The 24,973-nt window shown below is 51.5% G+C and carries 31 protein-coding genes and 2 pseudogenes; 10 read left to right on the top strand and 23 right to left on the bottom strand.

What is annotated here, in order from left to right:
* Positions 1 to 151: 151 nt before the first annotated feature.
* Positions 152 to 748 (top strand): sulfite oxidase-like oxidoreductase, encoded by a 597-nt coding sequence (locus EDM57_RS02010; RefSeq protein WP_122903109.1) that lies wholly within the window; start codon positions 152 to 154, stop codon positions 746 to 748.
* Between the two features lie 160 nt (positions 749 to 908).
* On the opposite strand, the gene EDM57_RS02015 is transcribed toward EDM57_RS02010, so the two are convergent.
* Genes EDM57_RS02015 through EDM57_RS02025 form a run of 3 tightly spaced genes read right to left on the bottom strand, consistent with a single transcriptional unit; the run spans position 909 to position 3,296 of the window.
* Complete coding sequence (locus tag EDM57_RS02015; RefSeq protein WP_122903110.1) at positions 909 to 1,340, bottom strand: CoA-binding protein; 432 nt, start codon at positions 1,338 to 1,340, stop codon at positions 909 to 911.
* A gap of 28 nt (positions 1,341 to 1,368) precedes the next feature.
* The gene (locus tag EDM57_RS02020; RefSeq protein WP_122903111.1) at positions 1,369 to 2,868 is read right to left on the bottom strand and encodes a leucyl aminopeptidase; all 1,500 of its coding nucleotides are present in this window, start codon (positions 2,866 to 2,868) and stop codon (positions 1,369 to 1,371) included.
* 53 nt (positions 2,869 to 2,921) lie between these two features.
* On the bottom strand, positions 2,922 to 3,296 hold the full coding sequence (locus EDM57_RS02025) for a DUF309 domain-containing protein (RefSeq protein ID WP_122903112.1): 375 nt from the start codon (positions 3,294 to 3,296) through the stop codon (positions 2,922 to 2,924).
* Positions 3,297 to 3,513: 217 nt separating this feature from the next.
* On the opposite strand from EDM57_RS02025, the gene EDM57_RS02030 reads away from it, so the two are divergent.
* Both EDM57_RS02030 and EDM57_RS02035 read left to right on the top strand, forming a co-directional pair.
* Positions 3,514 to 3,990, top strand: a complete 477-nt coding sequence (locus tag EDM57_RS02030; RefSeq protein ID WP_122903113.1) for a divergent PAP2 family protein — start codon at positions 3,514 to 3,516, stop codon at positions 3,988 to 3,990.
* Positions 3,991 to 4,014: 24 nt separating this feature from the next.
* Positions 4,015 to 4,782 (top strand): cobalamin-binding protein, encoded by a 768-nt coding sequence (locus EDM57_RS02035; protein WP_122903114.1) that lies wholly within the window; start codon positions 4,015 to 4,017, stop codon positions 4,780 to 4,782.
* Positions 4,783 to 4,908: 126 nt separating this feature from the next.
* Here the strand turns inward: EDM57_RS02035 and EDM57_RS02040 are convergent, their stop codons facing one another.
* The 6 genes from EDM57_RS02040 to EDM57_RS02060 all read right to left on the bottom strand — a co-directional run bounded on the left by EDM57_RS02040 (position 4,909) and on the right by EDM57_RS02060 (position 8,459).
* A complete protein-coding gene (locus EDM57_RS02040) occupies positions 4,909 to 5,526 on the bottom strand; it encodes a 3D domain-containing protein (protein ID WP_122903115.1) in 618 nt (205 codons plus the stop codon).
* A gap of 143 nt (positions 5,527 to 5,669) precedes the next feature.
* Positions 5,670 to 5,930: a YuiB family protein gene (locus EDM57_RS02045; protein ID WP_122903116.1), complete on the bottom strand. Its 261-nt coding sequence runs from the start codon at positions 5,928 to 5,930 to the stop codon at positions 5,670 to 5,672.
* 200 nt (positions 5,931 to 6,130) lie between these two features.
* The gene (locus tag EDM57_RS23060; protein ID WP_170163350.1) at positions 6,131 to 6,292 is read right to left on the bottom strand and encodes a YuiA family protein; all 162 of its coding nucleotides are present in this window, start codon (positions 6,290 to 6,292) and stop codon (positions 6,131 to 6,133) included.
* A 153-nt stretch (positions 6,293 to 6,445) separates the two neighbouring features.
* The gene (locus tag EDM57_RS02050; RefSeq protein WP_122903117.1) at positions 6,446 to 6,928 is read right to left on the bottom strand and encodes an NUDIX domain-containing protein; all 483 of its coding nucleotides are present in this window, start codon (positions 6,926 to 6,928) and stop codon (positions 6,446 to 6,448) included.
* 85 nt (positions 6,929 to 7,013) lie between these two features.
* Positions 7,014 to 7,265 carry a hypothetical protein gene (locus tag EDM57_RS02055; RefSeq protein WP_122903118.1) on the bottom strand — a complete coding sequence of 84 codons (252 nt, stop codon included), beginning with the start codon at positions 7,263 to 7,265 and terminating at the stop codon, positions 7,014 to 7,016.
* A gap of 3 nt (positions 7,266 to 7,268) precedes the next feature.
* The gene (locus EDM57_RS02060) at positions 7,269 to 8,459 is read right to left on the bottom strand and encodes an NAD(P)/FAD-dependent oxidoreductase (RefSeq protein WP_122903119.1); all 1,191 of its coding nucleotides are present in this window, start codon (positions 8,457 to 8,459) and stop codon (positions 7,269 to 7,271) included.
* Between the two features lie 337 nt (positions 8,460 to 8,796).
* On the opposite strand from EDM57_RS02060, the gene EDM57_RS02065 reads away from it, so the two are divergent.
* The 3 genes from EDM57_RS02065 to EDM57_RS23990 all read left to right on the top strand — a co-directional run bounded on the left by EDM57_RS02065 (position 8,797) and on the right by EDM57_RS23990 (position 10,811).
* On the top strand, positions 8,797 to 9,807 hold the full coding sequence (locus EDM57_RS02065) for an NAD(P)/FAD-dependent oxidoreductase (protein ID WP_122903120.1): 1,011 nt from the start codon (positions 8,797 to 8,799) through the stop codon (positions 9,805 to 9,807).
* Between the two features lie 210 nt (positions 9,808 to 10,017).
* Complete coding sequence (locus tag EDM57_RS02070; RefSeq protein ID WP_122903121.1) at positions 10,018 to 10,287, top strand: hypothetical protein; 270 nt, start codon at positions 10,018 to 10,020, stop codon at positions 10,285 to 10,287.
* 212 nt (positions 10,288 to 10,499) lie between these two features.
* The gene (locus EDM57_RS23990; protein ID WP_211338202.1) at positions 10,500 to 10,811 is read left to right on the top strand and encodes a hypothetical protein; all 312 of its coding nucleotides are present in this window, start codon (positions 10,500 to 10,502) and stop codon (positions 10,809 to 10,811) included.
* A 69-nt stretch (positions 10,812 to 10,880) separates the two neighbouring features.
* On the opposite strand, the gene EDM57_RS02080 is transcribed toward EDM57_RS23990, so the two are convergent.
* From EDM57_RS02080 to EDM57_RS02105, 6 genes are all read right to left on the bottom strand, one after another.
* Positions 10,881 to 11,519, bottom strand: a complete 639-nt coding sequence (locus EDM57_RS02080; protein WP_122903122.1) for a hypothetical protein — start codon at positions 11,517 to 11,519, stop codon at positions 10,881 to 10,883.
* A gap of 111 nt (positions 11,520 to 11,630) precedes the next feature.
* Positions 11,631 to 11,984, bottom strand: a complete 354-nt coding sequence (locus EDM57_RS02085) for a hypothetical protein (protein ID WP_122903123.1) — start codon at positions 11,982 to 11,984, stop codon at positions 11,631 to 11,633.
* Between the two features lie 394 nt (positions 11,985 to 12,378).
* Positions 12,379 to 12,771, bottom strand: a complete 393-nt coding sequence (locus EDM57_RS02090) for a cupredoxin domain-containing protein (protein ID WP_122903124.1) — start codon at positions 12,769 to 12,771, stop codon at positions 12,379 to 12,381.
* 160 nt (positions 12,772 to 12,931) lie between these two features.
* Positions 12,932 to 14,419, bottom strand: coding sequence for a DUF4153 domain-containing protein (locus tag EDM57_RS02095; RefSeq protein WP_122903125.1), 1,488 nt, complete (start codon positions 14,417 to 14,419; stop codon positions 12,932 to 12,934).
* Between the two features lie 255 nt (positions 14,420 to 14,674).
* Entirely contained in the window at positions 14,675 to 15,034 is a 360-nt protein-coding gene (gene erpA / locus EDM57_RS02100; protein ID WP_122903126.1) for an iron-sulfur cluster insertion protein ErpA, read from the bottom strand.
* 143 nt (positions 15,035 to 15,177) lie between these two features.
* Positions 15,178 to 15,396, bottom strand: coding sequence for an aspartyl-phosphate phosphatase Spo0E family protein (locus tag EDM57_RS02105; RefSeq protein ID WP_122903127.1), 219 nt, complete (start codon positions 15,394 to 15,396; stop codon positions 15,178 to 15,180).
* Positions 15,397 to 15,720: 324 nt separating this feature from the next.
* Here EDM57_RS02105 and mqnE point away from each other — a divergent pair, with 324 nt between their 5' ends.
* Positions 15,721 to 16,824 (top strand): aminofutalosine synthase MqnE, encoded by a 1,104-nt coding sequence (mqnE, locus tag EDM57_RS02110; RefSeq protein WP_122903128.1) that lies wholly within the window; start codon positions 15,721 to 15,723, stop codon positions 16,822 to 16,824.
* A gap of 105 nt (positions 16,825 to 16,929) precedes the next feature.
* On the opposite strand, the gene EDM57_RS02115 is transcribed toward mqnE, so the two are convergent.
* Complete coding sequence (locus tag EDM57_RS02115) at positions 16,930 to 17,193, bottom strand: DUF1450 domain-containing protein (protein WP_122903129.1); 264 nt, start codon at positions 17,191 to 17,193, stop codon at positions 16,930 to 16,932.
* Positions 17,194 to 17,366: 173 nt separating this feature from the next.
* Here EDM57_RS02115 and EDM57_RS02120 point away from each other — a divergent pair, with 173 nt between their 5' ends.
* Positions 17,367 to 18,434: an NAD(P)/FAD-dependent oxidoreductase gene (locus EDM57_RS02120; RefSeq protein ID WP_122903130.1), complete on the top strand. Its 1,068-nt coding sequence runs from the start codon at positions 17,367 to 17,369 to the stop codon at positions 18,432 to 18,434.
* Between the two features lie 93 nt (positions 18,435 to 18,527).
* On the opposite strand, the gene EDM57_RS02125 is transcribed toward EDM57_RS02120, so the two are convergent.
* The 3 genes from EDM57_RS02125 to EDM57_RS02135 are packed head-to-tail and all read right to left on the bottom strand — an operon-like array spanning position 18,528 to position 21,135.
* The gene (locus tag EDM57_RS02125; protein ID WP_122903131.1) at positions 18,528 to 19,856 is read right to left on the bottom strand and encodes an AAA family ATPase; all 1,329 of its coding nucleotides are present in this window, start codon (positions 19,854 to 19,856) and stop codon (positions 18,528 to 18,530) included.
* Positions 19,857 to 20,738 carry a tetratricopeptide repeat protein gene (locus EDM57_RS02130; protein WP_122903132.1) on the bottom strand — a complete coding sequence of 294 codons (882 nt, stop codon included), beginning with the start codon at positions 20,736 to 20,738 and terminating at the stop codon, positions 19,857 to 19,859.
* Positions 20,728 to 21,135 (bottom strand): hypothetical protein, encoded by a 408-nt coding sequence (locus EDM57_RS02135; RefSeq protein ID WP_122903133.1) that lies wholly within the window; start codon positions 21,133 to 21,135, stop codon positions 20,728 to 20,730. The genes EDM57_RS02130 and EDM57_RS02135 overlap by 11 nt, the downstream gene beginning before the upstream one ends.
* Positions 21,136 to 21,676: 541 nt before the next feature.
* Here EDM57_RS02135 and EDM57_RS02140 point away from each other — a divergent pair.
* Both EDM57_RS02140 and EDM57_RS23625 read left to right on the top strand, forming a co-directional pair.
* The gene (locus tag EDM57_RS02140) at positions 21,677 to 21,895 is read left to right on the top strand and encodes a hypothetical protein (RefSeq protein ID WP_122903134.1); all 219 of its coding nucleotides are present in this window, start codon (positions 21,677 to 21,679) and stop codon (positions 21,893 to 21,895) included.
* Positions 21,894 to 22,052, top strand: a pseudogene (locus EDM57_RS23625) (IS256 family transposase); the annotation flags it as partial. The gene EDM57_RS02140 and the pseudogene EDM57_RS23625, both read left to right, overlap by 2 nt.
* Before the next feature lie 249 nt (positions 22,053 to 22,301).
* Here EDM57_RS23625 and EDM57_RS02150 read toward each other — a convergent pair.
* The 4 genes and pseudogenes from EDM57_RS02150 to EDM57_RS02165 all read right to left on the bottom strand — a co-directional run bounded on the left by EDM57_RS02150 (position 22,302) and on the right by EDM57_RS02165 (position 24,722).
* Positions 22,302 to 22,748, bottom strand: coding sequence for an SMI1/KNR4 family protein (locus tag EDM57_RS02150; protein ID WP_122903135.1), 447 nt, complete (start codon positions 22,746 to 22,748; stop codon positions 22,302 to 22,304).
* Positions 22,749 to 22,767: 19 nt separating this feature from the next.
* Positions 22,768 to 23,580 carry an HNH/ENDO VII family nuclease gene (locus EDM57_RS23850; RefSeq protein WP_342771454.1) on the bottom strand — a complete coding sequence of 271 codons (813 nt, stop codon included), beginning with the start codon at positions 23,578 to 23,580 and terminating at the stop codon, positions 22,768 to 22,770.
* An 84-nt stretch (positions 23,581 to 23,664) separates the two neighbouring features.
* A pseudogene (locus EDM57_RS23635) lies at positions 23,665 to 24,054 on the bottom strand (DUF4280 domain-containing protein); the annotation flags it as partial.
* 326 nt (positions 24,055 to 24,380) lie between these two features.
* Positions 24,381 to 24,722, bottom strand: a complete 342-nt coding sequence (locus tag EDM57_RS02165; RefSeq protein ID WP_122903136.1) for a hypothetical protein — start codon at positions 24,720 to 24,722, stop codon at positions 24,381 to 24,383.
* Positions 24,723 to 24,973 lie beyond the last annotated feature (251 nt).

Here is a 24,973-nt window from a genome sequence, read left to right on the forward strand (position 1 = left end):
AAAAAGAACAGGCAAGCGTGACAGCAAATAAGCTCGCAGTTCCTTTGGTGAAACTGCACTTTCGCCGTTGTTTTTCTTGCACCCGATTGCTTTTGCTGGATATGATTAAGAACAGAAGGACAAGCGGATTTGAACAGCGAGGAGTGGAGCTATGTTTACCAACCAACCGACAGATACGAAGCGCGACCGCATTCCCCCAAATCAAAAGGAGACGACAGGCTTTCCGGTGCTGCACTATGGTGAGGTTCCCGAATATACGGACCTCGCTACCGAGTGGAGCTTCCGCCTGTTCGGACTCGTCGAGGAAGAGGTCACGCTCACCTATGAGCAAATGATGGCTTTGCCCAAATGCGAAGTCACGAACGACATCCACTGCGTGACGGGCTGGAGCAAGCTGGACAACAAATGGGAAGGCATCCCGGTGGAAGAAGTGCTGAAGCTGGTGAAAGTCAAGCCGGAAGCGAAGTACGTCATGCTGCACGCCGAGCACGGCTGGACGGTGAACATGCCGCTGGCCGACTTTGCGAAAGCCGGCAATCTGTTCGCCACCAAACACAACGGCGAGGACCTGACGCCTGAACACGGCTGGCCGCTGCGCTTCGTCCTCCCGCATCTCTACTTCTGGAAAAGCGCGAAGTGGGTGCGCGGCGTCGAGTTTATGGAGAAGGACAGACAAGGTTTTTGGGAGAAAAATGGCTACCATATGTACGGCGATCCCTGGAAGGAACAAAGGTTCGCATGGGATTGATGGCGTTTTGCAGGGGCGGGATACCGCCTCTTTCTTTTTTCGACGGGAGTTTCCCCCCCATTGTACACGGCTCCAAGTGACCAGTCGCTGTTTTGCAAGTGTCGCCACAAAAAACCCCCGCCAAAAGCGAGGGTCTTTTCCGCAACTCCACCACGAACAGTTATTTCCCCACACGCAAGAGCGCGTGGTCTACCTTGATGCACAAATCTTGCACGACCTCGATGCCTTCCGCGTGAACAAGGTTCGCCGCCTCTTCGTTGGCGATTCCTTGCTGCATCCAGAACACCTTTGGCTTGTGCTTCATTTTCAGGGCATCCTGGGCGACAGGCATAATGTCCTCGCTTTTGCGGAACACGTTCACGATGTCTACCTGCTGATCCAGCTCTTGCAGGCTGGCGACTGCTTTTTCGCCCAGAACGGTTTCTCCGGCGATGACAGGATTGACCGGGATGATGCGGTAGCCGGCATTTTGCATGGCCTGTGCGACCATGTAGCTGGTGCGCTCCGGCTTGTTGGACAGCCCTACCACGGCAATCGTCTTCGCTTCCTCAAGCAGTTTGCGACGAGTTTCGTTGCTTGGATTTTGGCTCATGTCAAAACACTCCTTCTCTTTTTTACGTTTAGGATTGGCTGCGGCCTGCGACAAACTCGGCAATCGTGCGGGTCATGACACCTGTGCCGCCAGCGGGCTGCATGTCGCCTGCCGTAGCGGTGTACGCCGTACCGGCGATGTCCAGATGCACCCATGGCGTATCGCCGACAAATTCCTGGAGAAACACGCCGCCGATGATGCCGTGGCCATAGCGACCGCCCGAGTTTTTCAGGTCAGCAAAACGGCTCTTGTTCAGGCTGCGGTACTCTTCAAACGTAGGCAACTGCCACAGACGCTCGCCAGCGGTGTCTGCTGCGCCGAGCAGTTCGTTCATGAGTTCCTGGTTGTTCGTCATCGCCCCGGAGCAGTAGTGTCCGAGAGCGACGACGATGCCGCCTGTGAGCGTGGCGGCGTCGACGATGCACGACACGCCCTGCTCTTTGGCATACGTGATGCAGTCAGCCAAAACGAGGCGGCCTTCCGCATCTGTCGTAATGATCTCGACTGTTTTTCCGCTCATCGTCGTAATCACGTCGCCAGGACGGAATGCCGTGCCGGACGGCATGTTTTCCACGGTCCCGATGACGGCGAGCACGTTGACCTTTGGCTTCATTTGGCCGAGCGCCTCCAGTGCGCCGATCATCGCAGCCGCGCCGCCCATATCCGACTTCATGTCCTCCATGCCCGCTACCGGCTTGATGGAGATGCCGCCCGTATCGAATGTCACGCCTTTGCCGACCAGGCCGATGACATCGTCCCACGTCTCTCTGCCCTGATATTTGATCGCTACCACGTACGGCTCCTGCTCGCTGCCTTTTGCGACGCTGAGAACGCCGCCCATGCCCAGCTCTTCCAGCTTCGCTTTCTCCAGCACCTCCACCGTCATTCCGTAGCGCTCAGCTACGGCGACTGCCGCATCCTTCAAGGCGCGCGGCGTCAAGTAGTTGGCAGGCTCGTTCACGAGCGTGCGCGCCAGGTTCGTACCGGACACGAGTGCATTGCCCCGCAGCACACCTGCCTCTACGGCACTTGCGGCGTCGTCGGCAGCCAAAATCCGCACGGCTGCAATTGGCGCAAATTCCCGCTTCGCTTTTTGACGGTATCCTTCGTAATTGTATTCAGCAAGGCCAAACGCTTCTGTCACAGCCTGGGCCAGACGCTCCGATCCCAGATGCTCTGTCGTGCGCAGGTCAATCGCGACGATTTTCGCTTTTCCTTTGGAAGCGACTGTTTTGGCTGCTCGTCCCCAGGCATTGCGGGCTGCCACAAAATCGAATTTGCCAGGCTCGCCCATGCCTACCACGAGCAATTTTTTGGCGGCAATCCGGTTCAATCCATGGATCACCGTCACCTCTTTTGCCTCTCCCGCAATCTCTCCTTCCTGCTGCAAGCCGCCGAGACTTCCGGCAAAAGCCGCTTCCAGCTCGGGATACACCTGGGAAAGCTGCTCTCCTTTCCAAAGCGGCACAAGCAGTTCGTCGCATGCGTAGCTCACAAGCTGCGAGCGTTTTTCTGCGGTTACTTCCATATACTCTTCCCTCTTTCGCTGTGATAGGATACAATTATGGGCACATTTGTGTTTTAACACGATGTGTCGACATACAAACGCATGGATGGAAACGTCATGGCTTTCGCCTCTGCGTACGGGATGGCATCCTGATCCGGCAAAACAGCCTCGCACTTCTCTATGTAACGAAGCACTTCCTCTACGTCCAGCCCCCAATGCACGGGTCCGTAGCGGGACAAATACTTCCGCGCATTGCCAAACATCCAGCGAGCGCCTTTCAAATTGCCGTATTCGAGATGGTACAGTCCAACCGATAGCTGCAGCAATCCTTGCAAAAACTTATCGGATTTGTCCTCCATCCAGATGTCTTCCAGCAGATCGTGGCATTCGTAGTACTCCCCTTCATTGAATTTTTCAATGAACTGCAAATACTGCACGGGATACTGCATGGATGCACGCCTCCGTTTCCCACCTGCATGACTTCAAAAAAGCAGCCTCGCTTGGAAGCACCCGCATGTTTGCGGCTGACCTTCCCACCAGGCGCTTTCCTTATGGTACCACAGATTGGCAGCGCTTAACATCCAAACGAAAACTTCACGGATTAAGACAACGCCCTTCTGTTACAATAATCTTGAGAAGCGTACAGTAGAAAGGAATGGATTTTCCGTGGCGGATATTCTCGAAAACTTCCCCTTATGGGCTGCACTGATTGCCATAGGAATCGCCCAATTTATCAAAATTCCCCTCCATTTTTTCGCAACGAAAACATGGCAGTGGTCGCTGTTGCTCAGCACTGGCGGTATGCCCAGCTCCCATTCTTCTGCCGTGACGGCGCTGTCTACCGCTGTGGGGCTCAGGGAAGGCTTTTCCAGCAATATGTTTGCGATTTCCGCCATTATCGGTGTGATCGTCATGTTTGATGCCGCAGGGGTTCGCCGTCATGCCGGTATGCAAGCCGTTGTCTTGAACAAGCTCGTAGACGAATTCAACCACCTTTTGGAAGGCATGAAATCGTTGAAAGTGCGTCCGAACCAGGAAAAAGCGAAAAAGCTGAAAGAGCTGCTCGGCCACCAGCCGATCGAGGTGCTGATTGGCGGCTGGCTCGGCGTCATGATCGCCTTGCTGGTGCAACCGTTTTTTTAGGACGTTTCCACAGGGGGGAATCACATGCGCATCGTTTCCATCTGTCCGAGCAATACCGAGATCCTCTACTATTTAGGTCTGCATGAGCACGTAGTCGGGCTGGACGATCACTCCGACTGGCCGCCAGAATGGCAGCACTTGCCCCGCGTCGGCCCGGACCTTGCCATCGACATGGAGAAGGTAGCTGCGCTCCAGCCTGATCTGGTCGTCGCCTCGCTGAGCGTCCCCGGCATGGAAAAAAACGTGGAGGCGCTGCGAGAGCGAGCAATCCCGCATATCGTGCTGAATCCGTCGCGAATCGGAGAAATTGCCGCTGACATCAGGCTTGTCGGTGAAGCGACAGGCTTGCACAAGCAGGCGGAGCAGCTTGCGTCCCAATTTGCCGAAAGAATAGAAAGCATCCGACAGCGAACCGCTGCCTTTTCCCCCCGTCCGAAGCTGTACTGGGAATGGTGGCCCAACCCGATCTACACTCCAGGCCGGGAAAACTGGCTGACGGATGTGAGTGAAATCGCCGGAGCTGTCAACGTGTTCGCCGACTTTCCCGTCGCCAATGTGAAGGCAACGCGGGAGATGGTGCAGGAGCGCGACCCGGACCATATATGTGTCGTCTGGTGCGGGATCGAGCTTAAACGCATCAAGCGGGAAACGATTACGGACCGCCCGGAGTGGCGCGACATGACAGCGATCCGTCAGGGGCAGGTTCACCTGCTGGAAGAAGGACTGTATTGCCGCCCGTCTACGCGCATTCTCGACGGGCTGGAACAACTCGTCAAGCTGATTCATCCATAAAACACAGGCCAACTGTTGCTGGCGCACGGCATCGCCAATCTGCCTGCTTGCCAGCCACGCAAAAAAACGTTCAAAGCCATTGCCTTGAACGTTTTTTTCTGTTCACTTTCTTACCGCCGCGGGCATCTAGTCCGCTACTTCTGCCATCGCTGCGATGCCTTTTTGATTCAGATTGTTGAGAAAAGCCTCTGTCAGCTTTCCGTCCCCACGTCGGACGACATAAACATCGACTGATTTTTTGCCCCATTGGTCAAACACGTCTTGCTTCGTCTCAAAGTACAGGTCGATCTTGTGCCCGCGAATCGCTCCGCCTTTGTCTGCCACCACCCCGTAGCCGTAACCTGGTATGTACAGGATTGTGCCCAGCGGGAAAATGCGCAGGTCAGCGGCAATTGTCGAATAGTCATCCCGGCGAACCTTCACGCCCGAGTACGTAATGCCGTAGGAAGGGTCGGAAGGAGTTTTTCCGGTCGACTCGTACCCGGCGTAATAGCCGGTCGCAACCACGCGAACTTTTGGGTATTGGTCGAGAAATACATCTGTTTTATCAATGACTTGAGTGAATGAACTGGCCGATACTGTCCGTTTTTTGACGACCCGTTGTCCCTCTTTGATTTCCTTGATTCCGAAGGTGGATTGGAGATTGTGGTCCCCGATCACGTTGTAGCCGTATCCGTCTTTTGCAAACGCCGTCAGGACCAGGATGAACAGCGCGAGGATACTTGCGAACTGCTTCCTATTCATTTCTTGGTAAACCTCCTCTCGGTTCTAGTCATGTCCCGAAGAGGAGAAAACTATACACAAATTTTGGATTGTTTCTGAAAGATTCAGTATGTTTCCTCATGGCAAAAGAAAACAGGCCCCAAAACAAGGCCTGTCTTGCATCCCTAGAACATCCGGTATCCTTTTTTGCGCAGGGTGGAAATCGTCCAGCCGCTGCCCACCGTTCCTGCCATTCCACAGCCGAGAATCACGGCATCCCAGATGCCCGGAACGATTTTTTGATAGATCAGCGCCCCTGCGACTACGCCTACTCCGATCACGACAGGGAGCCATGTCGTTTTCAAAATCATGTTTAAAATAAACCCAATGCCAAAACCGAGCACGGTGAACAAAACAATGGAAACCATAAATTGCAATAAACTCATCGACCGCAAGACCTCCTGCCATCGTCTCCGGCTTTGCCTGTATGCTTTTGGCAAATCAAAGGAGGACGGGCTGTTTTCGCCTTTTAGTGTAGCAAACATGGCAGATACAGGTCAATACGCATGCCTTCCGCGAGCGCAAACGAAAAGAGCCGCCGAAAATCATCCCTGACGACTCTTGCTCCATGCAACGTGTGCAGATGCTATTTGTTTGTGGAGATCGCTTCCCGATGTTTGTCTTTTCCTGCTCCTTCACAGTTTGGGCAATTTTCCGTGCCACCCAGGAGCAGCTGGAAATACCCTTGACCGTGGCAGTATGGGCATTGTTCATGGTTATGCCTCATGATGAGCTCCCCTTTCTCCATACATGCTCCATTTTTAATTGCATGTATTTTCAGATTATTTAGATGTATCCAACTATATCAGAACAAAGCCGTTCTTCACAACACAGTTTTTTTCAGAAATCGCAGAAAAAACCGCGATGTAAGCGGAAACATCGCGGCGTAGCTTCTCGATTCTCACTCATGCTTGAAGATTTTATAGGAAGTGTACCGAAAGACGGGATCTATCTCATAGGACTGCCCTTCCATGCCTTCCTCCCGCCTTTTATAACCAGGCAAAATAATTTTCAAATATGTGGAAGAAAGCGGATCATGTATCAGCTCCTGAATCGGCAAAAAGCGCGCCTCCGCAATCTCCCCTTCTTGTGGCCGCGGCTCGCCGCTCACGTAATCCATCCAGAACACAACCATGTTGTCGCTGATCGACTCGCGGATGACGCCTGAGCGGATGCCCGCTACCTGCCGCACGACAGCCTCGATTCCCGTTTCCTCCAAAACCTCGCGTACCGCTGCCTCGTCGACCGTCTCGCCCTCCTGCACAAACCCAGCCGGAAACGACCATTGCCCTTTCAGCCCGCTGTACGCTTTTTTGACGACCAGCGCTTCATCTCCCCGGATGACGATCCCGCAGGCTCCCAGCCACACTTTTCCTTCGCGCATGCTGCTTTCTTCCTTTCCCTTCCTGACTGTAACCTCTTTCTGATTGTACACGAAACCCCCGGCAATCGCTCGCCGGGGGACCCGTTCAATCGTCATCTTCGTCTAAAAGCCCATTGTTAATCATGTAGCGCAGATTTTCCCGATCCCTCTCCCGGCCCTTTTCCTTGAGCCGCTCGATGGCAGGCAGGATGAGAATATCTACCTCACGCTGTACATGCCAGGCCAGGTCGTGTCGCCCCTGCTCTTCCAGGAAAGCGCCCACTTCCATCAGTGCATTGTACCGCTCCATTTCGTCGCGGGTCATCAGCCCTCTGACTTGAATGCTCGCGTGACGCATCGCTTACAGCTTTACCTTTTTCAGCGCAAGGCCGACGCCGCCGATTTTGTACAGGTAGCGCAGGTCGCTTGCTTTTTTCATCATCGCTGCTGTGCTGCCAAACAGCTTTTTCGAACCGACCTGGCCGATTCCCTCGCCTTTGCCGAGAGAGGCCAGCGTTCCTTGCAGATGAGGGACAAACTTTTGCGGAAGCTCTCCGCGAATGAGCGCGGCGAGGTTTTCTCCGAGCGTCTCGCCTTCCTGCACGGCGATTTGCGCTGTCGGCGGATAAGGACGGCCTTCCTCATTGAAAATAAGGGCGCAGTCGCCGACGACAAACACGTTTTCATAGCCCGGCGCCCGCAAGTATTCGTCTACTTTGACGCGGCCGCGCATGACCTCGAAGCCCGCTTTTTCCACGATGCTGTTGCCGCGGACACCCGCTGCCCAGATCACCGTTTTCGATTTGATCTCTTCTCCGGTCGCCAACAGTACTCCATCCGCCGTGCACTGTTTGATCGGGGTGCCGATTTTGAACTCGATGCCTTTGCGCTCCAGCACGTCCATGGCGTACTGAACCAGTTCGGGATCAAAGCCCGGCAGCGCAGTTGGCGCCGCTTCGATGCAATACACCTTGACCAGTTCTGGGTCCACGTCGAACTCCTGGCACAGCTCCGGCAGGCGGTCGCCCAGCTCTCCGCAAAATTCGATTCCGGTAAAGCCAGCGCCCCCGACCACAAAGGTCAGATAATCCGTGCGATGCGGCTCGTTTTTATATTTGGCAAACATGTACTCGATATGCTCGCGAATTTGACGCACAGCGTTGATGCTGCGAATGCTGAAAGCATGCTCTTTCAGCCCTTCGATGCCAAACGTCTCCGGCTCGCTGCCAAGTCCGATCACGAGGTAGTCGTACGTCAGCACGTCGCCGTTTTCCAGCGTGACACTTTGTTCGTTTGGCTGGATCGACTGAACGGTGCCCTTGACAAACTGCACTTTGTCCTCGTTCAAGAGTCCTTCCAGATTGACCCGCGCGTGGTCAGCCGAAGCGGTTCCTGCCGCCGGCTCGTGCAGCCAGGTCGTGATGTAATGATAGTTGTGCTTGTTTACCAGCGTAATTTCCGCCTCGTTGTAGTTCAGCTTCTTTTGCAGTTGCAGCGTGGTAAGCAAGCCGCCATACCCTGCTCCGAGAATGAGGATTTTGGGTGTACTCATCGGTATCCCTTCCATTCATTGTTAATGATAACTTGAGGAAGTTTGTGCGAATTTTCACGTAGGCTGTTACGTCTAAGATGCCCCAATGAATAAAAAAATGACGGATCGGAATGATTTCCTGTCAGACTCCAAGCCGCAACCTGTGAAAAAAAGCACAAACTTGAAAACAACAAATGTGACAATTTCTTTACAGTCACCCTCATCTTATCGGGTGCTCCCGTGATTTGCAAGGGTTTTTTGCCCATGAAGGCGAATTTTTCCCAACGTTTTTTTCTTTCGTTTATTGGGGTATAATGGGTGGGGAGTTCGTTTTTTGAATATTCGGAGGTGCTTTCGATTGAATTTTCTGCAAAAGGACGAGCAAATCTACGACATTACGATCATTGGTGGAGGTCCTGCCGGTTTGTTCACCGCTTTTTACGGCGGGATGCGGCAGGCAAGCGTGAAAATTATTGAGAGCATGCCCCAGCTTGGCGGGCAGCTGTCGGCTCTCTATCCGGAGAAATACATTTACGATGTAGCCGGGTTCCCGAAGGTGTTGGCCCAAGATTTAATCAATAATCTGAAGGAGCAGCTTTCACGTTTTCAGCAAACCGTTTGCCTGGAAGAAAAAGTGGAAAACGTAGAGAAAAAAGCGGACGATGTATTTGAAATCACGACGGACAAAGGCGTACACTACTCCAAGTCTGTTATCATCACAGCCGGCGTGGGCGCTTTTGAGCCGCGCAGACTGGAACATCCGGATGCCGTCAAATTTGAAAAAGCCAATCTGCACTATTTTGTCACCGATCTGAACTCCTTCAAAGGTCAGCGCGTCGCCGTCGTTGGCGGCGGAGATTCCGCCCTCGACTGGTCTTTGATGCTAGAACCAATCGCAAAAGAAGTCCACCTCATTCACCGCCGGGACAAGTTCCGCGCCCATGAGCACAGTGTCGAGATGCTCATGTCGTCCAAAGTCAACGTCAAGACGCCTTATGAAATTACCGATCTTCACGGTGAAGAGAAAATCGAACGGCTTACCCTCACGAACTGCACCACGAAAGAACAGCTCGATCTGGAAGTTGATGCTGTCATCGTCAACTTCGGCTTCATCTCCTCGCTCGGCCCGATCAAAAACTGGGGGCTTGAGCTGGAAAAAGGCGCGATCGTCGTCAACTCGCGCATGGAAACGAACATCCCTGGCATCTTCGCTGCCGGCGATATTGCCACCTATCCGGGAAAAGTCAAGCTGATTGCCGTCGGCTTCGGCGAAGCTCCAACCGCCGTCAACAACGCCGTGGCTTACTTCAATCCGGACGCCAAATTGCAGCCGGGGCATTCCTCCAGCATGGACAACTTCAAATCGTAATCATCGCAAACTGTTGTGGCCGTCTTGCTGAAAAGCATGCGGTCACACTGCTTTGCTTTTGCAAAATCACCCGTCCTTGTGCCGCTTGTGCTGTTGCGGCGCAAGGATTTTTTGTTACAGCATTGGCGCAGTAGATGGTGTACGCATAGCTGCCGGCGTTCTGACGCACAGTAGAAACAGCAAAGCCCCTATGTTCTGGAGGGAAAAACCATGGATTACCTCTGCCCGGTTTGCAATGGATTGGCTCCTCTCGCGCAAGCTTGTCAACGCTGCGGCACCTTGCTCGCAGACGCCGGACGGCTGTACGACTACTACGGCGATTACAGCCCTTATCGGGAAATCGACGACGCCAAGCTGGACAACGGCTATCCGGATCGCCGCAACCACCAATGCCTGCACACAGGCTGGTGCAACTCTTGCCAGACCGAACAAACCGTAGCTGTGCAGGAATGGACACCTGACAAGTTGTTGGATGAGTAAACGAAAAACAATCTGGCATCCCGCCCCTCCCGCTTATGGATACGGGATGCTTTTCATGCCTCGCTCTCCCTTCCAGTTTTTTCTTCCCTTTTCTCTATTTCACGCTATAGTATAAGGAATATTTGTCAAAGGACGGAATCAACATGTAATGCGAAAAACAGTCGACCCCCTGCACCTGTCACTGGCATCACCTTTGAGGGGAGCGTCTTTTTATGAACAAACTTATCATGATGGGCGGCATTCCCGGCAGGGGCGGACCTGCTTACGAAGCTGTACTTTTTCAAAGAGGCGGATCACTATGGAAAATATTACTAAAAGTATCCGCGCACCTTTCATCTGCCCTGGTCCAGAAGCAAAACGGACGACGATCGGATTTTGCGGTTTGCCTACGCCGATTTCAAATACAGCGCTGCGAAGTTCGTGCGCAAAAATCACGTGCAAACCGATCAGCATTGGATGGCGAAGCCTGTGGAGCCGAATATGCTGAAACTGGAGTAACTGCTAAAGCTGATGTTATTGGCTAATGCCTCAGCAGCAAAAAAGGCGTGCCCGAACTCTCCCCCCGGTTCGCACGCCTTTTCCTTTTCTCCCGCCTACTTTTTCCTCTGCTCCAGCTTTTGGGCCAGAAGCGTATTTTTTGCTTTCATTTGTTCCAGCATTTGCGGCAGCACCTCTTTGATTTTCGCCGCATCTCCCGATTCAATCGCGGCGTGGAATGCTTCGTGTGTCATGCGCATTTTTTCCATGCGGGCTTTCCTGGCATCGCGCTCTTCCTTCGTTCCCGGTATCCCCATGTTTTTCTCTTTCCACTGGGCGAGCTGCTGCTCCATTTGCTCGTTCGTGATTTCGCCTTTTTTCACCTGCTCTTTCAGCTTGCTGACAAGCTGCCTGCGTTCCTCCCGCTTTGCCTTCCACTTCGGGTCTTCACGCAGGGCGGCATACTCGCTCATCAGCCGCTCTCGCTCCCTGAACACCTCCTGCCACTGGTTCACACTGTCCGGGGTGTATTTCTCCGCCAAAAGCAGCATGTACATCTTTTGATGGGCGCTGCCATGCATGCCGGGGTGTATTTTTTTGTGCACCTGCCCATGCTCGCCATGACTGTGCGCTGTGCGGCTTATTGGCGTCATCTCCACATCGGGCAGCCCTGCTTCCGCTGCCTGCGCGAAGCTCGGCAGAGTCAGTCCCAGCGAGATCGTTGCAATCACCATGCTGTTTTTCCACTTGTTCATGCTACACTCTCCTTTACACTTCTCCGGCTTTGCCTTGTCCCTGGCGTTGCCTTTATAGGTAATTGGTTGTTTGCCTTGCCAGTCGTCAGGTTTCCCAGCAGTTGCGGCAACCTAGATGGGGCGCAGCCCTTCTTTGTTCAGGCCAAACAGCTTCACCAGCCCCATCTGCTCCAGATCGTGCCGCGTCTTTGCTGTGCCATGCTGGTAAATGATCCGGTAAATTTCCCGCAAGTTATCGTCGTATTCGTCGTTGTCCCGGTCCGGCATGTCCGACCAGAGCGTATGGCCGTGCATCCACATCATGAAGTCGCCGTGCGCACAGTTGTTGAACAAATCGCGCAGCATCCCGGCCTCCACTTCGGTTGCCTCGATTTCAAAATCGTATGTGGAGGAACCTTTTTCATCACGAATCTCGGCTACCGTCGTCCCGGACTGCAGCGTGACGTAATATTTCTTTTTTTCCATGGATAATCATCTCCATTCGCGAAAACTGACCTGAAAAACTTTTCCTCCTTACCTTGTGCAAAAAACGCGAAAAACATGTGTCGTTTTTGGCGAAACCTTCCTGCGCTTCCATCTACGAAAAAAGCCCCCGCAAAAAACGAGGGCTTTGCATCCTGCTTTCCTATTTGTTTTCCTTGCGCAAATTGTGGCCCGTATTTTCACCAGTATTGGGCGGCGTACTGCGCGAGCCTGCTGCTGCTTCTGTCGGGCGCTTGTCTTTGTTGTTGTGCTTGGACATGAGGGACCCTCCCTTGTGGTGTCGTGCTACTCGTGTAGTATGCCCCATGTCCCCGCGAAAAAAATGAAACACTCTGACCCGCGAAAAACAAGCCAGAGTGTTTTGGTTCCGTGTTTATTATTTGACTACCAGTGTCGCGACCATTTTGCCGTGATCTGGTCCGCAGATGACATTGCAGAAAATTTTATATTCACCAGGCTGATCGACTTTCAACGTCTTGCTGCCGTCTTTTTGAATATCTACGTCCAGACCTTCAATCCCGATTCCGTGGTAGCCTTCGGTCGACGAGAAGTTGATCGTAAACTCTTCGCCTGCTTTTACTTCATAGGTATCCTGGTTGAACTTCCAGTTGCTAGCTTCGATGTTGATCGCGGTGCCAGCAGTCGCTGCAGCGGAAGTCTCTGTAGCAGTATTGGTATTGGCTGCCTGCTCTTTATCGCCGCCGCATGCTGTCATCAGCATTGCCGAGAAGGCAACTGCCGAAACCAGCAGAGTCCACTTCTTGTTCACAATGACCCCTTCTTTCTATGTGATCGATTCTATACTTCCATCTTAATGGAAAGTAGTCGTCCAAAATCTGGGAATCTGTGACCGAATCGTGACGAATTTGCTACCAATTGTTGAACGCTCAAATCATGAATATAGCCGCAGTCGTCCCGCTTTTTGTTCCCTACGGCAACTGCAACAGCTGTCTGGCCCGATGCTTCGACAGGTTGAACGACTGCCAACTCCGATTTGCCAGCAACTCCTCCCGCTTGTTTTCCAAATAATACACTGCGTGCTCGCGCAGCGACTCGTCCTCCTTCAGTTCCAGCAAATACGGAACCACATCGTACGACAGCCTGCCCAAATACGCAACGTCTATATTCCCCGTGGCATGGTAACGCTCCATGTTGTTTTTGGCGATGATGACGTCCATGTTGATGTAGTTGAGCAGCACGTAACTCACAAGCGACACCACCGCATAATACTTCATGAGCGATAACGTATGCCGCCAAATTTTGCACAAGGCGATCACGAACAAGATCAGCAGAAAGATCATGAAAATATGCGCAAGCAGACGGCTGTGCGTATAACCGTACGCCTGCTCATACAGTGACAGCCGATAATAAGCCGAAAAAAGGATAAAGCTCGTGCATACTGTCAACGCGGTGAGCAGCACCTGCACGACCCGGTACAACAGCCGCTTCGTCTGCGAAACAAGGTACATGGTGCAGAGCAGGATCACAAAGTTAATCACCGTTACCAGCACCAGCTCTTGAAAGCCGTTTTTGGCGTATTCGGCATAGGTCAGACCATCCGGAAGCGTAGCCTTGTCTCCGCTGAACAAATACGAAATCTGCACATATGTAAAAGCAGCGTACACGAAATCAATGATCGACAGGACCGTTACCAAAATCACGCCATCCCATACCAGCTTGCGCTCTTTTGGCGGCAGGGGAATTTCTACCGCTTCCTCCCTTTTGCCAAAAAGCGAATACAGGTAGCCGAATACCAGTATCGTCACAAGCCCGATCAAAAATAGACGAAAAGCGCCTTCTACCGCATCCAGGTCAATCATCCTGCCAGGCATTTCGCGCAAAAAATGTCCAAACACCTGATCTGCTTGCGACAACAACGTCAGCACGACGAATAAAATCGGCAGAGAGATTCCTACCCCTATCAGCACTTTTTTCAGCACGCCGTACTTCTCCTGATTCATTCGCCCCTTGAGCCATTCTCTCGTCAAGGCAAAAGGCAGGCGCGTATGCTTGAGCGTGAAGGAAAACAGCATTTCCAATAGCTCACCCACAAAGCCAGGCTCGTACCACTTCGCCTTGTGCCGTCCTGTGAGCAGCATCGTCTGGATCACGAACAAAAGCGGCACGAGAGCAAAGTTGAGCAACTGAAAATATCCGTTGGAAAATAAGGCGAAGGACGACGCCAACAGGACAATCGGCACCGTCAGCAGCCAGGCGTACACATGCTTTCGCGAAAAGCTCAATTGCCCGTGCCACCTGGCCTGCCAACCGTACAGCGCATACATGGCAATAACAAACAGCAAATACGAGATGCCAAACTCCTTGCCGTAAAGCAAAAAATCCCACAAACAGCCAATTGCGGCCGCCCCCAGCAGCAACCGCCGCAACGCTTTTTGCTCATGTGACCATTCCGCCACGCCCTTCACTCCCCACGATACGAAATTCGGTTCCTGGATAAAAAAAGAGTCCGCAGCTCTCCGATGAACACACTGCTTTTGGTTAGTACGAGCAGGCCCAGCGGTTGGTTACTAATTCCCCTGCAATTGCCTCATCTGACAGCCGAAGCGGTCATTTTGTGACAGGAAACGAAAAAAACCTCCCTGACCTGTGCATCGAACGTGCACAAACCAAAGAGGTCTTGTCTTCTTGCTATTCATCCTGTCGTGGACAGCTTAGTCGTCGCACTTCTCCGCCTTGCCCTCTGCCAGAGCCGTTCTGAATGACGAACCGCAGCCGCAAGAAGCAATCGCATTCGGATTCTCGATGGAAAAGCCTCCGCCCATCATGGATTCCTTGAAATCAATTTCGGTTCCTTTAATGTATGGATAGCTGTCCTTGTCGACAACAATTTTCACGCCATGCTGTTCGAAGGTTTCGTCGCCTTCCTTCATTTCCTGATCCCAGCCCATTCCATAGGTGAAGCCACTGCACCCGCCTGGTCGGACACCTACCCGCAAAAACAGCCCGGGCTTGTTTTCTGCCGCCAACATTTCCTTTACTTTCAGGCTGGCTCTCTCTGTCAATGTAATCATGCTTGACTCCCTCCTTTGCAGGCTACTGCACTTTCTATACATTCAGTATACATAAGATGCATCCCTTCTCACAAGGTTCCCCTGCACTTCGGGCGCTCATACCGGGTCAGGACCAAACAAAAAAGGAAGGGCTCCCCCCCTCCTTATGCAAAAAAGGCATTGTTTTCGGTCAAATAAAAACGATACTTCTTCTTTCGGCCTACCTTGGACAGATTATGATCTATCTGGTTCAGTTCGTTGTGTAGTTGATCGATTTGCATACTGTATTGTAGGACTTCTGGATGATCCAAACCAAACTCTAACCCCATATTTACCATACGCTGTCGAAGGAGTTCGATTTTTTCGAGCAAAACGTCCCGCATGGTGAGGCTCCTCTCAATTGTAGATCAGGCTTTCTTACTATATTTTACAAGATCAGCTATCATTTCGCAAACAAAATTTACCACATTACCCAAAATCACCTCAAAAATACGGCGTTAAATGCTAAAATTTTACAAGAGAGAGTTGGAGAACTTCTGTTATTGTTCGTACATACTAAGAGGTTTATAATATAGATGCCTTGTTGTCCGAGATTTTCCCTACTTACATTAGAGCTTCCTCCACCCAAGGAACGTTTTTGATTGGGGATGGCCTGGAGGTACAGCTCTATATCCCTTACCAATCGATCCAGAAAGGAAGTGTTTGGAATGGCGCTTGACACAATTGCCATCCAAGACAAATCACTCGCCGGAATCGCGGAAAAAGTTTTGCACGGCGAGCGTCTTACATTGGAAGACGGCGTTACCCTGTTTAACTCCAACGATCTTTTAACGATCGGACAGTTGGCAAATATCGTCAATTATCGCAAGAACGAAGATAAGGTTTACTTTGTGCAAAACCTTTACATCAATCCAACAAACGTTTGCGAAGCCCACTGTAGATTTTGCGGGTTCCGTCGCGATGAAGGCGACGAGGGCGCTTACACCATGAGCAAGGAAGAGCTGCTTCATTATGTGGAAACCCGTTTCCATCCTGGTATCCGTGAATTTCACATCGTCGGCGGCCACAATCAGCACAAACCGTTCGAATACTACCTGGACAACATTCGCATTTTGAAGCAGGCTTACCCGGATGTCACAATCAAAGCTTACACCGGGGCAGAAATCGAGTTTTTCTCCCGCATCTCCGGCCTCTCCATTCGCGAGGTTTTGCAGGAGCTGACCAAAGTCGGGCTGGAAACATTGACAGGCGGCGGCGCAGAGATTTTGACAGAGCGCTACCGCATGAAAATGAGCCCGGAAAAAGCGAGCACAGACATGTACTTGCAAGTTCACCGCACGGCTCACGAGCTCGGCTTGAAAACACATACGACCATGCTCTACGGCTCCATCGAGACGCTTGAAGAGCGCGTCATTCACATGCTGCGCCTGCGCGAGCTGCAAGACGAGACAAACGGCTTCATGGTTTTCATCCCGCTCGCGGTACAGCCGATCAAGGCATCGGCCGGCATCAAGCGCCGCAACTCCGCGATTGACGACCTGAAAACGATGGCAATCAGCCGCCTCATGCTGGATAACTTCCAGCACATCAAGGCTTACTTCATTAACATTGGTACGCAGCTGACCCAGCTGTCTCTGACGATGGGCATTTCCGATGCGCACGGTACGCTGATCGAAGAGCGCATCAGCCACTCGGCAGGCGCCCTCACCCAACAGGCACTGACAGTCGATGAGCTGGTCTGGCTGATTAAAGGCGCCGGCAAACGCGCCCTGGAACGCGATACTTTCTACAACGTCATCAAAGAGCACTAAAAACGGCAAAAAGCTGATGTCCACTAAACAACGGACATCAGCTTTTTTTATTTCCTGGCACGCGCGGTTGGTCGCGGACAGGAATGAACATCCTAAGAAAACAGCTTACAGCGGAAAATCTGCGTCCAGCATGTCTTCTTCCTCTCGCAAGCAGTTTTTGATTTTCACAAGCAATTCTTCTGCTGACGGAGCTTGCAACAGCTTGCCGTTTACCAGGGCGAACGGTTCCATGTAGCATTCTCCGCAGTAGCCAAGACAGCCGTATTCGAGAACATCCACATCCAGCTCGGGGTCGTTTTCCAGCGCATCTACGACAGACTGCGTGTAGGAGGAAACGTTGCTGGCGCAAAATTCTACCAATGGCTTCATCTATTTTCACCTACCGATTATACCGACATCGTCACGTACTTTATTGTACCGCGACTTTTCCAAAAATCCAGCGGAGAAAACGGGAAAAAGATTGTGCTTGCATTTTTGCCGAAAGAGACTAAAAATAGAATGGGTGCTGTAAAAAACGGACATAAGAAAGGACTAGACCTTCTATGAAACGACTTGTGATCCTTGGTGGAGGATACGGGGGTCTTCGTATTATCGAGCGAGTCCTGTCCCCTGATTTACCAGACGACGTGTTAATTACCCTTGTGGACCGTATGCCTTTTCACGGTCTGAAAACAGAGTACTACGCTCTGGCCGCAGGCACTACGCCGGAATCCCATTTGCGGGTTAATTTTCCAAGCGATCCCCGCCTGACGGTCAAATACGGCGAAGTTATTGCCGTCGATTTGGACGAGCAGGTCGTCAACTTTGCGAACGGGGATGCCCTCTCGTACGATTGGCTCGTCATCGGTTTGGGTTGTGAGGATCGTTACCATGACATCCCTGGTGCCGACCAGTATACGTGCTCGATCCAAACCATGGGAGCTACCCGCAACACTTACATGGCAATCAATAATGTCAATCCATATGGTACGGTTACTGTTGTGGGTGGTGGTCTCTCCGGTGTGGAAATGGCGGCAGAGCTGCGCGAAAGCCGTCCTGACCTGAACGTGCGAATCATTGACCGTGGTCCAAGCATCTTGAGCCCGTTCCCGAAAAAGCTGCAGGAGTACGCCTCCCAATGGTTTATCGAGCACGAGGTCCAGCTTGTCTCCATGGCAAACGTTACAGGAGTTGAGCCGGGAGTGGTGTACAACCATAACCAGCCGGTTCCAAGCGATGTCATCGTCTGGACAGCCGGTATTCAGGCCAACCGGATCGTGCGTGCCCTGCCAATCGAAACAGACAATATCGGACGCGCCAAACTGAATCAGTATCACCAGATTCCTACCCATCCAAACGTCTACGTCGTAGGCGACTGCGCAAGCACAATCACTGCGCCGAGTGCCCAAACAGCCGAGATTCAAGGGGACCAGATCGCCCTGATCCTGAAAAAAGACATCAAAGGCGAAGAATTCCCGGCTTCTCTGCCACCGCTCAAGCACAAAGGCTTCCTTGGCTCTCTCGGCAAAAAAGAAGGCTTTGCCAGCATGGGGAAAGTCTCTCTGGTCGGTCAGATGGCCCGCGTCATCAAAAGCGGACAGCTTTGGATGTACAAAAAACATATGGGATAATCATCAAGCCTGTTGGCCAACTGGTCAAACAGGTTTTCTTTTTGCATAAGGAAGAACCCTTTGTGCGCGTCTGGAAAGCACAAAGGGTTCATTTTAGATTCGCTTGTATCTGGATAAAAACGCTTCTACATCGTTGTACAAACCGCCCTGGTTGGCGTATTTGACGTAATTTTTCACTGTACGGAGCCAGTCAATCGTAGACGGCTGCGTCGACTGGATGGCGTTTTTCAGGTCCTTCATGGTCAGAGGCCGCTCGACTCCTGTGCGCATAATCTCGGCGATGACTTCCTCTGTAGCGAGTTCGACCACGTTTTCGATGTCTGCCCCTGAGTACAGGTCGGTTTCTTTTGCCAAAAGCGCATAGTCAATCTGCTCAATCGGCCGCTCATGCAGCTTGATGCGGAAAATGGTCGCTCGCGCTTCTTCATCTGGCGGCGAGACAAAAATCATCTTGTCGAAGCGGCCAGGGCGCTTGAAGGCAGGGTCTACGTCCCACGGCATGTTCGTCGCCCCGATGATGAGCATTTTGTCCGTATTGGTATCAATGCCTTCGATTTCGGTCAAAAGCGTGTCGATCAGCGTGCGCATCGAGGACGTCGCAGAACGGCTGCGGTTGTAGCCGAGCGCGTCCATCTCATCGAGAAACAGCACACTGGGCTTGTTTGCCCGCGCCGATGAAAACACCTCCCGCAAGTTCTGCTCGCTCACCCCGATATACGGATCGAGAATGTCCGAGATGTGAATCGGGATAAACCGGGCGCGGCACTCGCCTGCTGTCGCTTTGGCGATAAATGTTTTTCCGCAGCCGGGAGGGCCGTACAGCAGGATGCCGCCCCCTACCTTTTTCCGGAATCGTTCAAACAGTCCGGGAGATACAAACGGTTTGATAATTTTCATATGGATCGCATTTTTCACGGCATGCAAGCCGCCTACATCAGCAAACGTAATCGGCGTCTCTGCCCTGTCTCTTTTGCCCGCTTGACCGCCGGAGATGACCTGGAAGGGCCGCTCGCTGCCGAGTCCTTGAATATGGCTCGCAGCCTTGGGCTGGTTGATTGCGAAAACGGGTACCTTTTCGGCTTTGGTTTCATCCGCCGCTTCGTCCACTGCTTCATGCCGTTCTGCATCGTTGGTCTGATATACCGCTACAACCTCCGCTTTTCCGGCTGCCGCTTCCGCTGGAACGGATGTCTCGCTTTGTACAGGCGCGGAAGCCGGCGACTGCGCGAGGGAAAGCTTGCCCAGCTCCCCGATGATCTGCTGTGTCAGCGCCGGATCATTGCAGCGCAGCGCTTCCGTGAAAGCTTGCAATGCCTCGTTGTTTTTGCCCGTCGCGGCGTACTCCAGACCGAGCAAATACCACGCCGAAGCGTTTTCCGGGTTGCTTTTTGTCATTTGTAAAAGGACATCGATTTTCTCCACCTACTGACTCCTCACTTTACACACAAGTTTGTAAACAAGCGGCGAGATCCACGTGTAGACCCCGAAAACAATCCAGCCGACAGCAAAGTATTCGAGCGCAAACGGAGCAAAGTAGCTGACGAGGAACAGGATACCGGCAAAAACTGCCCACATCCCGATCGGACCACCCAGTTTGTCTACGAGTCGGTTTGGCCAAAAGACGATGTGTGTTTCCTTGTCGATTGCATCCAGCATCTCTTTTACGCGCTCATTGGTTGGATCGAGCAAAAACGCCTGGACGAGATTTTCCTTCGCGGTTTTGTAATCGTCGCGAAAGTACGCCTCTTCCCCGATTTTTATCAGCTTGTACAGTTCGTCGTCCTCGACTTCCACATAGCTTTGCAGCGTTTTTTGCTGCTGCTTTTTGTTGCTGACGATCAAGTCGATGTAAAACTGGTAGTGCAGCACCGTGCTGTCTTGCGGGTCCAGTCGCTTTGCTTCCTCCATCAGCAGCCTTGCTTTTTTCACGTGTCCCGTCTGCAGCATCAGGTACGCGTAAGTCGCAATAATCCCCGGTTCCTGCGGATTCAGCGCGAGAGCTTGCAACAAGGCCTGCTCGGCTTCATACCACTTTTTTTGCGACTTCAAAATCAGCGCGAGCAGTTGGTACACATATTCCGTTACCAACCCTTTTTGCAGCACATCCACACACAGCTCATAAGCTTCCTCAACATTGCCCAGCTCAAATTCGCAGTAGCTCAGCATGTAAAGCACGGTCGGATTCGTCGGCGCTTCCGCCAGCGCCTCGCGCAAATGTTCTTTTGCCTGCTCATAGCGATTCATGTCGTAGTAATGTTTGCCCAGTTGATAATGCCGCGAATTTTGCAGCGCTTCAGTTTCCATGGAACAGTTGCACTCCTTTTGCTGCGAGAAACCACTCTACGGCCTTGCCCAGCAATGCATATAAAACAGCCTCCGGCACGATCGGCTCCGTCTTGGCGAAAAGACCCATATGAATGCGGTACCTGCCTCTCAGCAGGAAGTAGTACATGATTCCTGTACCAACCGCCAGAAAGTGCGCGTACCTGGCTGTCAGAAAGAACACAGCAACGCCTGCCGCCGCAATCGCGTAGCTCCACAGCGGCTTGATCCGCAGCCAGCCCGCGTTTTTGACCCCAAGCACGATAGCTGGCAGCAAGCCCCCAAGGACGACAGCCAAGAGGTAATGGTTCAGATTGTACGATTTGGTTTCGTAGTCGACATTGGGCTTCAACGTCGGCTGAAACAGCTCGTGGTTCATGTTTTCACACTCTTTTCCAGGTGAGTAAGAAAGTATATAGCGTATCGGTTGCAAACAGCAGATAGCTGCGTTACGAGCCGCCCGATAATCGCCAGTTTGATTTTTTCGTAAAATGGCACGACGACATCAGCCCGATCGGGCAGCCCGGACACTTGCCCATCGCCCTACTCCAAAATGATCCAGCCGCCGTCTTTTCGCTTCGCCAAATCCAGCGTAAAAAACGGCTTTTCACTCGTTTCTTCACTCGTTTCGCCACCGCAAGAAACGGCGACAAATCCAGCCTCAGCTCCCCGCAGTCCCCCTCCTTCCAATAGGGCACGAGAAACAAGGGGGCACCATCCAGAAGAACACCCGGTACTCTTTGGAGAGCGATGAGGGGGCAGCAAGCTCGATTGGCAAAAGCTCGGCCGTTTGGTTCGTTTTGGTTCGTCTCGCTCACGTTCACGTGGATGTTTTTCACGCAGGATAGCCGTTATCATTATTGGTTAGTAAAATATTGGGTATCAAGTAGATTTTACACAGATATAGGAGGAAGATAAAGATGGGAAAGTTGATTGGGTATATTCTTCTCGTGATTGTGGCAGGGGGGATGCTTGTCATGGTTGCCCCGGAAATTGCCTTGTTTCTAGGGCTGTGTGTGATTGTAGGGACTTTGTTTTATATTGTAGATCTGTTGAAGAGGGAACAACCGCGTATTATTCAGGCGCGGCTGGAGAGGAGCTTTCGCAAGCGCGAGAGTGGGCAGGGAAAATTGGAGTAAAGCCATGTTCCTCAAAGATGATGCTCTTTTGAAGATGTTATATCTCGTAACCATGGATATTCTGCGAAAGTGGACTGGACGAGTCCAGAACTGGGGCCAGATTCTCTTACAGCTTTCCGTTTTCTTTGAAGATCGGGTACAGCCGTACATCCGTTAATAAATGAAAGGCTTCATCCCCGAAAGGATGATCTTTCTCTCCACCAACGCGTCAAGAGTTCGCTTCGCCTTACGCCCTTGACTCTATTGGTTTCGAAAAAGACGTCCCAATTAGGGGGATGAAACCTTTTCATATATTGGTTGATTGAGTTTACACAAAAATCTTGACAGACCCCTATTTTTCCGTACGCAGTGATACGAATTCGTCTATTTGCGTGTGCTCCCCCATATTTCTACCTAGCACAACAGCTCAAAAATCCTCATCCCAGTTCTCTTTAGCTTCACTGAATCTATCAGATAAGAAATCGAAAAAGTTGTCTGCTCGTTTCCCACTGTATCCTGCCACTCTATCCCATGAAATAATTGGGCATTCACCATCCAATGAATTTCTTGTATCAAGACAATAAAAAAACTCTTCACAGTTTTCAATGACAATGTATTCAAGTGGTAGTCCAAGATTACGAAGTCTTTGAGTATTCGATACTACAGAAGGAATTGAGGATTTCCCACAACCTAGTATGTCTACTCCAAATACACCACCCGAACCATAGTTTTTCAGAAACCATTTATAGCTTTGCGGAAACTTAACTTTTAGTTCACCTTCTACTTTTTCGATGACCTCATCCGCAACTCCACCAGTAAAATCAGTATCGTCAGAGTGTTCTTGAATAAAAGCAATCAATTCATCACGTTTCAATTTTTATCCCTCCTGTATCTTACTCTTTTCCTTCAAGTTGCCTTGCTCTCCATCTCCAATACTTTGACCTGAAATTGTTATATTGCTTTTCTAGTGCAGGATTATTTCTAAAACTACCGCCGTTTTCCACTAGTCCATGCAATATTTTACTATATTCATCATGTAAACTAGCAGGTAATTCTACCATTGGACCAGGTTCTAACTGGATGGTATGATGAAGTTCTACTTTCGTACCATCTTTCCAATACGGTGGTCTACCTTTTTTCATTAATTCAAGGTTGGTTAATCCAGTTTCTGGGTCAACCTGATTCCAGTCGATATCGCTCCTCTGATATACACGTCTACTTATATCTCTAGTTTGCCCCTCGACCTTCGTTGTCCCTTTATATTCGACAGGTGTATAAGTATTACCCGTCCCCTTATTCCCAACTTCAATCTTATCAGAATTCTTTACCAAATTTCTTTTCGCTTTGTCAACTGATTTATGCAGGTTCTTAATTACTCTACTTCTCCCCAACGATACTGCGTCAAGGATTAACCCACCAACTACAAACACATCCTCCTTGGTAAACTTGCCATCCCCTAGGGTCGCTAAATCTTCTTTCAGCGGGTCCACATACCCTTCTTTCACAAACTGCTTGACACCCTTCGGCAGTTCCTTCGCCGCTTGACGCATGCCTCCAGGCAACTCACGTGATGCCTTCTTCACCGCGCCCGGCAGTTCGCTGGCGGCTTTTTTCACCGCAGCTGGCACTTCGCCCAGTGCGGAAATACCTTTGACAAAATCCCCCCACATGCTTCGTTCTTCTGCCGGTTGCTCACCTTCTGGCATTTGCTCACCTTCTGACGCTTGTCCGGCATTTGCTCCCGGGGCAGGGCATGCATTTGAGCCGTTTGAAATGGATACTCCGCCCAAGTCTTGGCCATCGTCCTCTATTTTAATTTGTCCGCAGTACATGCACATGTTCGTTGATTTGTTCAGGAGGGCTGGAAATCCTTCCACCAGCTTGTCCGCTTTGCCATCCAGCCAAGGCATCGTTACCACTGGCATGCATGGCATCGGGGTGAGCACCCCGTTATTGGCTGCTGTCGCCTGGGCAACGGTTGGATTGCTCAGGCTGCTGCATTTGCCGAAGGGCATGATGTTATCCATCGGTTTGAAGTCCATGATGTTCATCTGCGGCTTGCCCTTGACGAACACACCGTGACTGACCGGCATTTTCAACCGGCTTAGTTGGCTTCCCTGGCTGCAGGACAAAATCGCGCCTGCTACGACATAGCTTTTCTTTTCGCCGCCGCTGGGCATTTGTACTTGAATGTCTTCAATATTTGCCAATGATTTTCCTCCTCTCCGCCATCGGTCCTATATAGAATTGGAGGATTCTTGCTGTTTCGGTTTGACGCTTTGCTGTTCCACCATCCAATGTGTATCTGAAAAGGAATATAAACCCATAACTGTGTTATCGGACATTTTCCATTCTTTAACAATAGACAAAAAGTCACGAACTCGTCATGTATGTATAGGATTTTAGGACTATAAATCTTTCAATAGCCCCAAAAGCAAAGCAAGCCAAAAATAAACCACCAGCACTCTGTCTGGTGGCTGTTGCCTATAGATGGCCTCTTCCCCTCTCACCGCTTCTGTACCCGCAAAACGGGCACCTTTTTCTGCTCATACGTCCCTTCCAATATCCCCTCGTTGATGACATTCAGCTTCAGCAAGCTGGCGATTTTCCCGGCGTCGGCTCGCGACATGAGGCGCCAGAGGGCCGGGTCGGGCAAGGAGTTGTAGAGGCGGTCGTCGCTGTATTCCCGGCGTTCCTGGTAGCTGATCGACAGCTTGAAGTCGCCTTCCTCGGCGCTTCCGGCTTCCCCGTAGGTGTCGATCAGCTTGCTTCGCAGTGCGCCAAGCTCATCCTCGACCTGCTTCTGGATTTCTTTCAGTTCATAAAAGCGGGCGATTAGCTGTTCCATCTGCTCGTCCTCCTTGATTGGGGCTGCTCCAAAAGTAAGATATGAGCGAGCAGCGGACAGTAGAACAAGACTGGCCTGCATCAAAAATGAGGCTGTCTCAAAAGTCGAACTTTCGACTCTGAGCAGCCCCTTTTGCCCTTTAGCAACGTTTGTATTTCAACGTTTCCGCTTTTTTACGTTAGCGTGGCTGTCTCAAAAGTGTTTTTTCCACTTCGAGATCCCCGCTTTGTCTGTCAGAAACGTTGATATAA

The organism is Brevibacillus gelatini (assembly GCF_003710935.1).
GTDB classification, from domain to species: domain Bacteria; phylum Bacillota; class Bacilli; order Brevibacillales; family Brevibacillaceae; genus Brevibacillus; species Brevibacillus gelatini.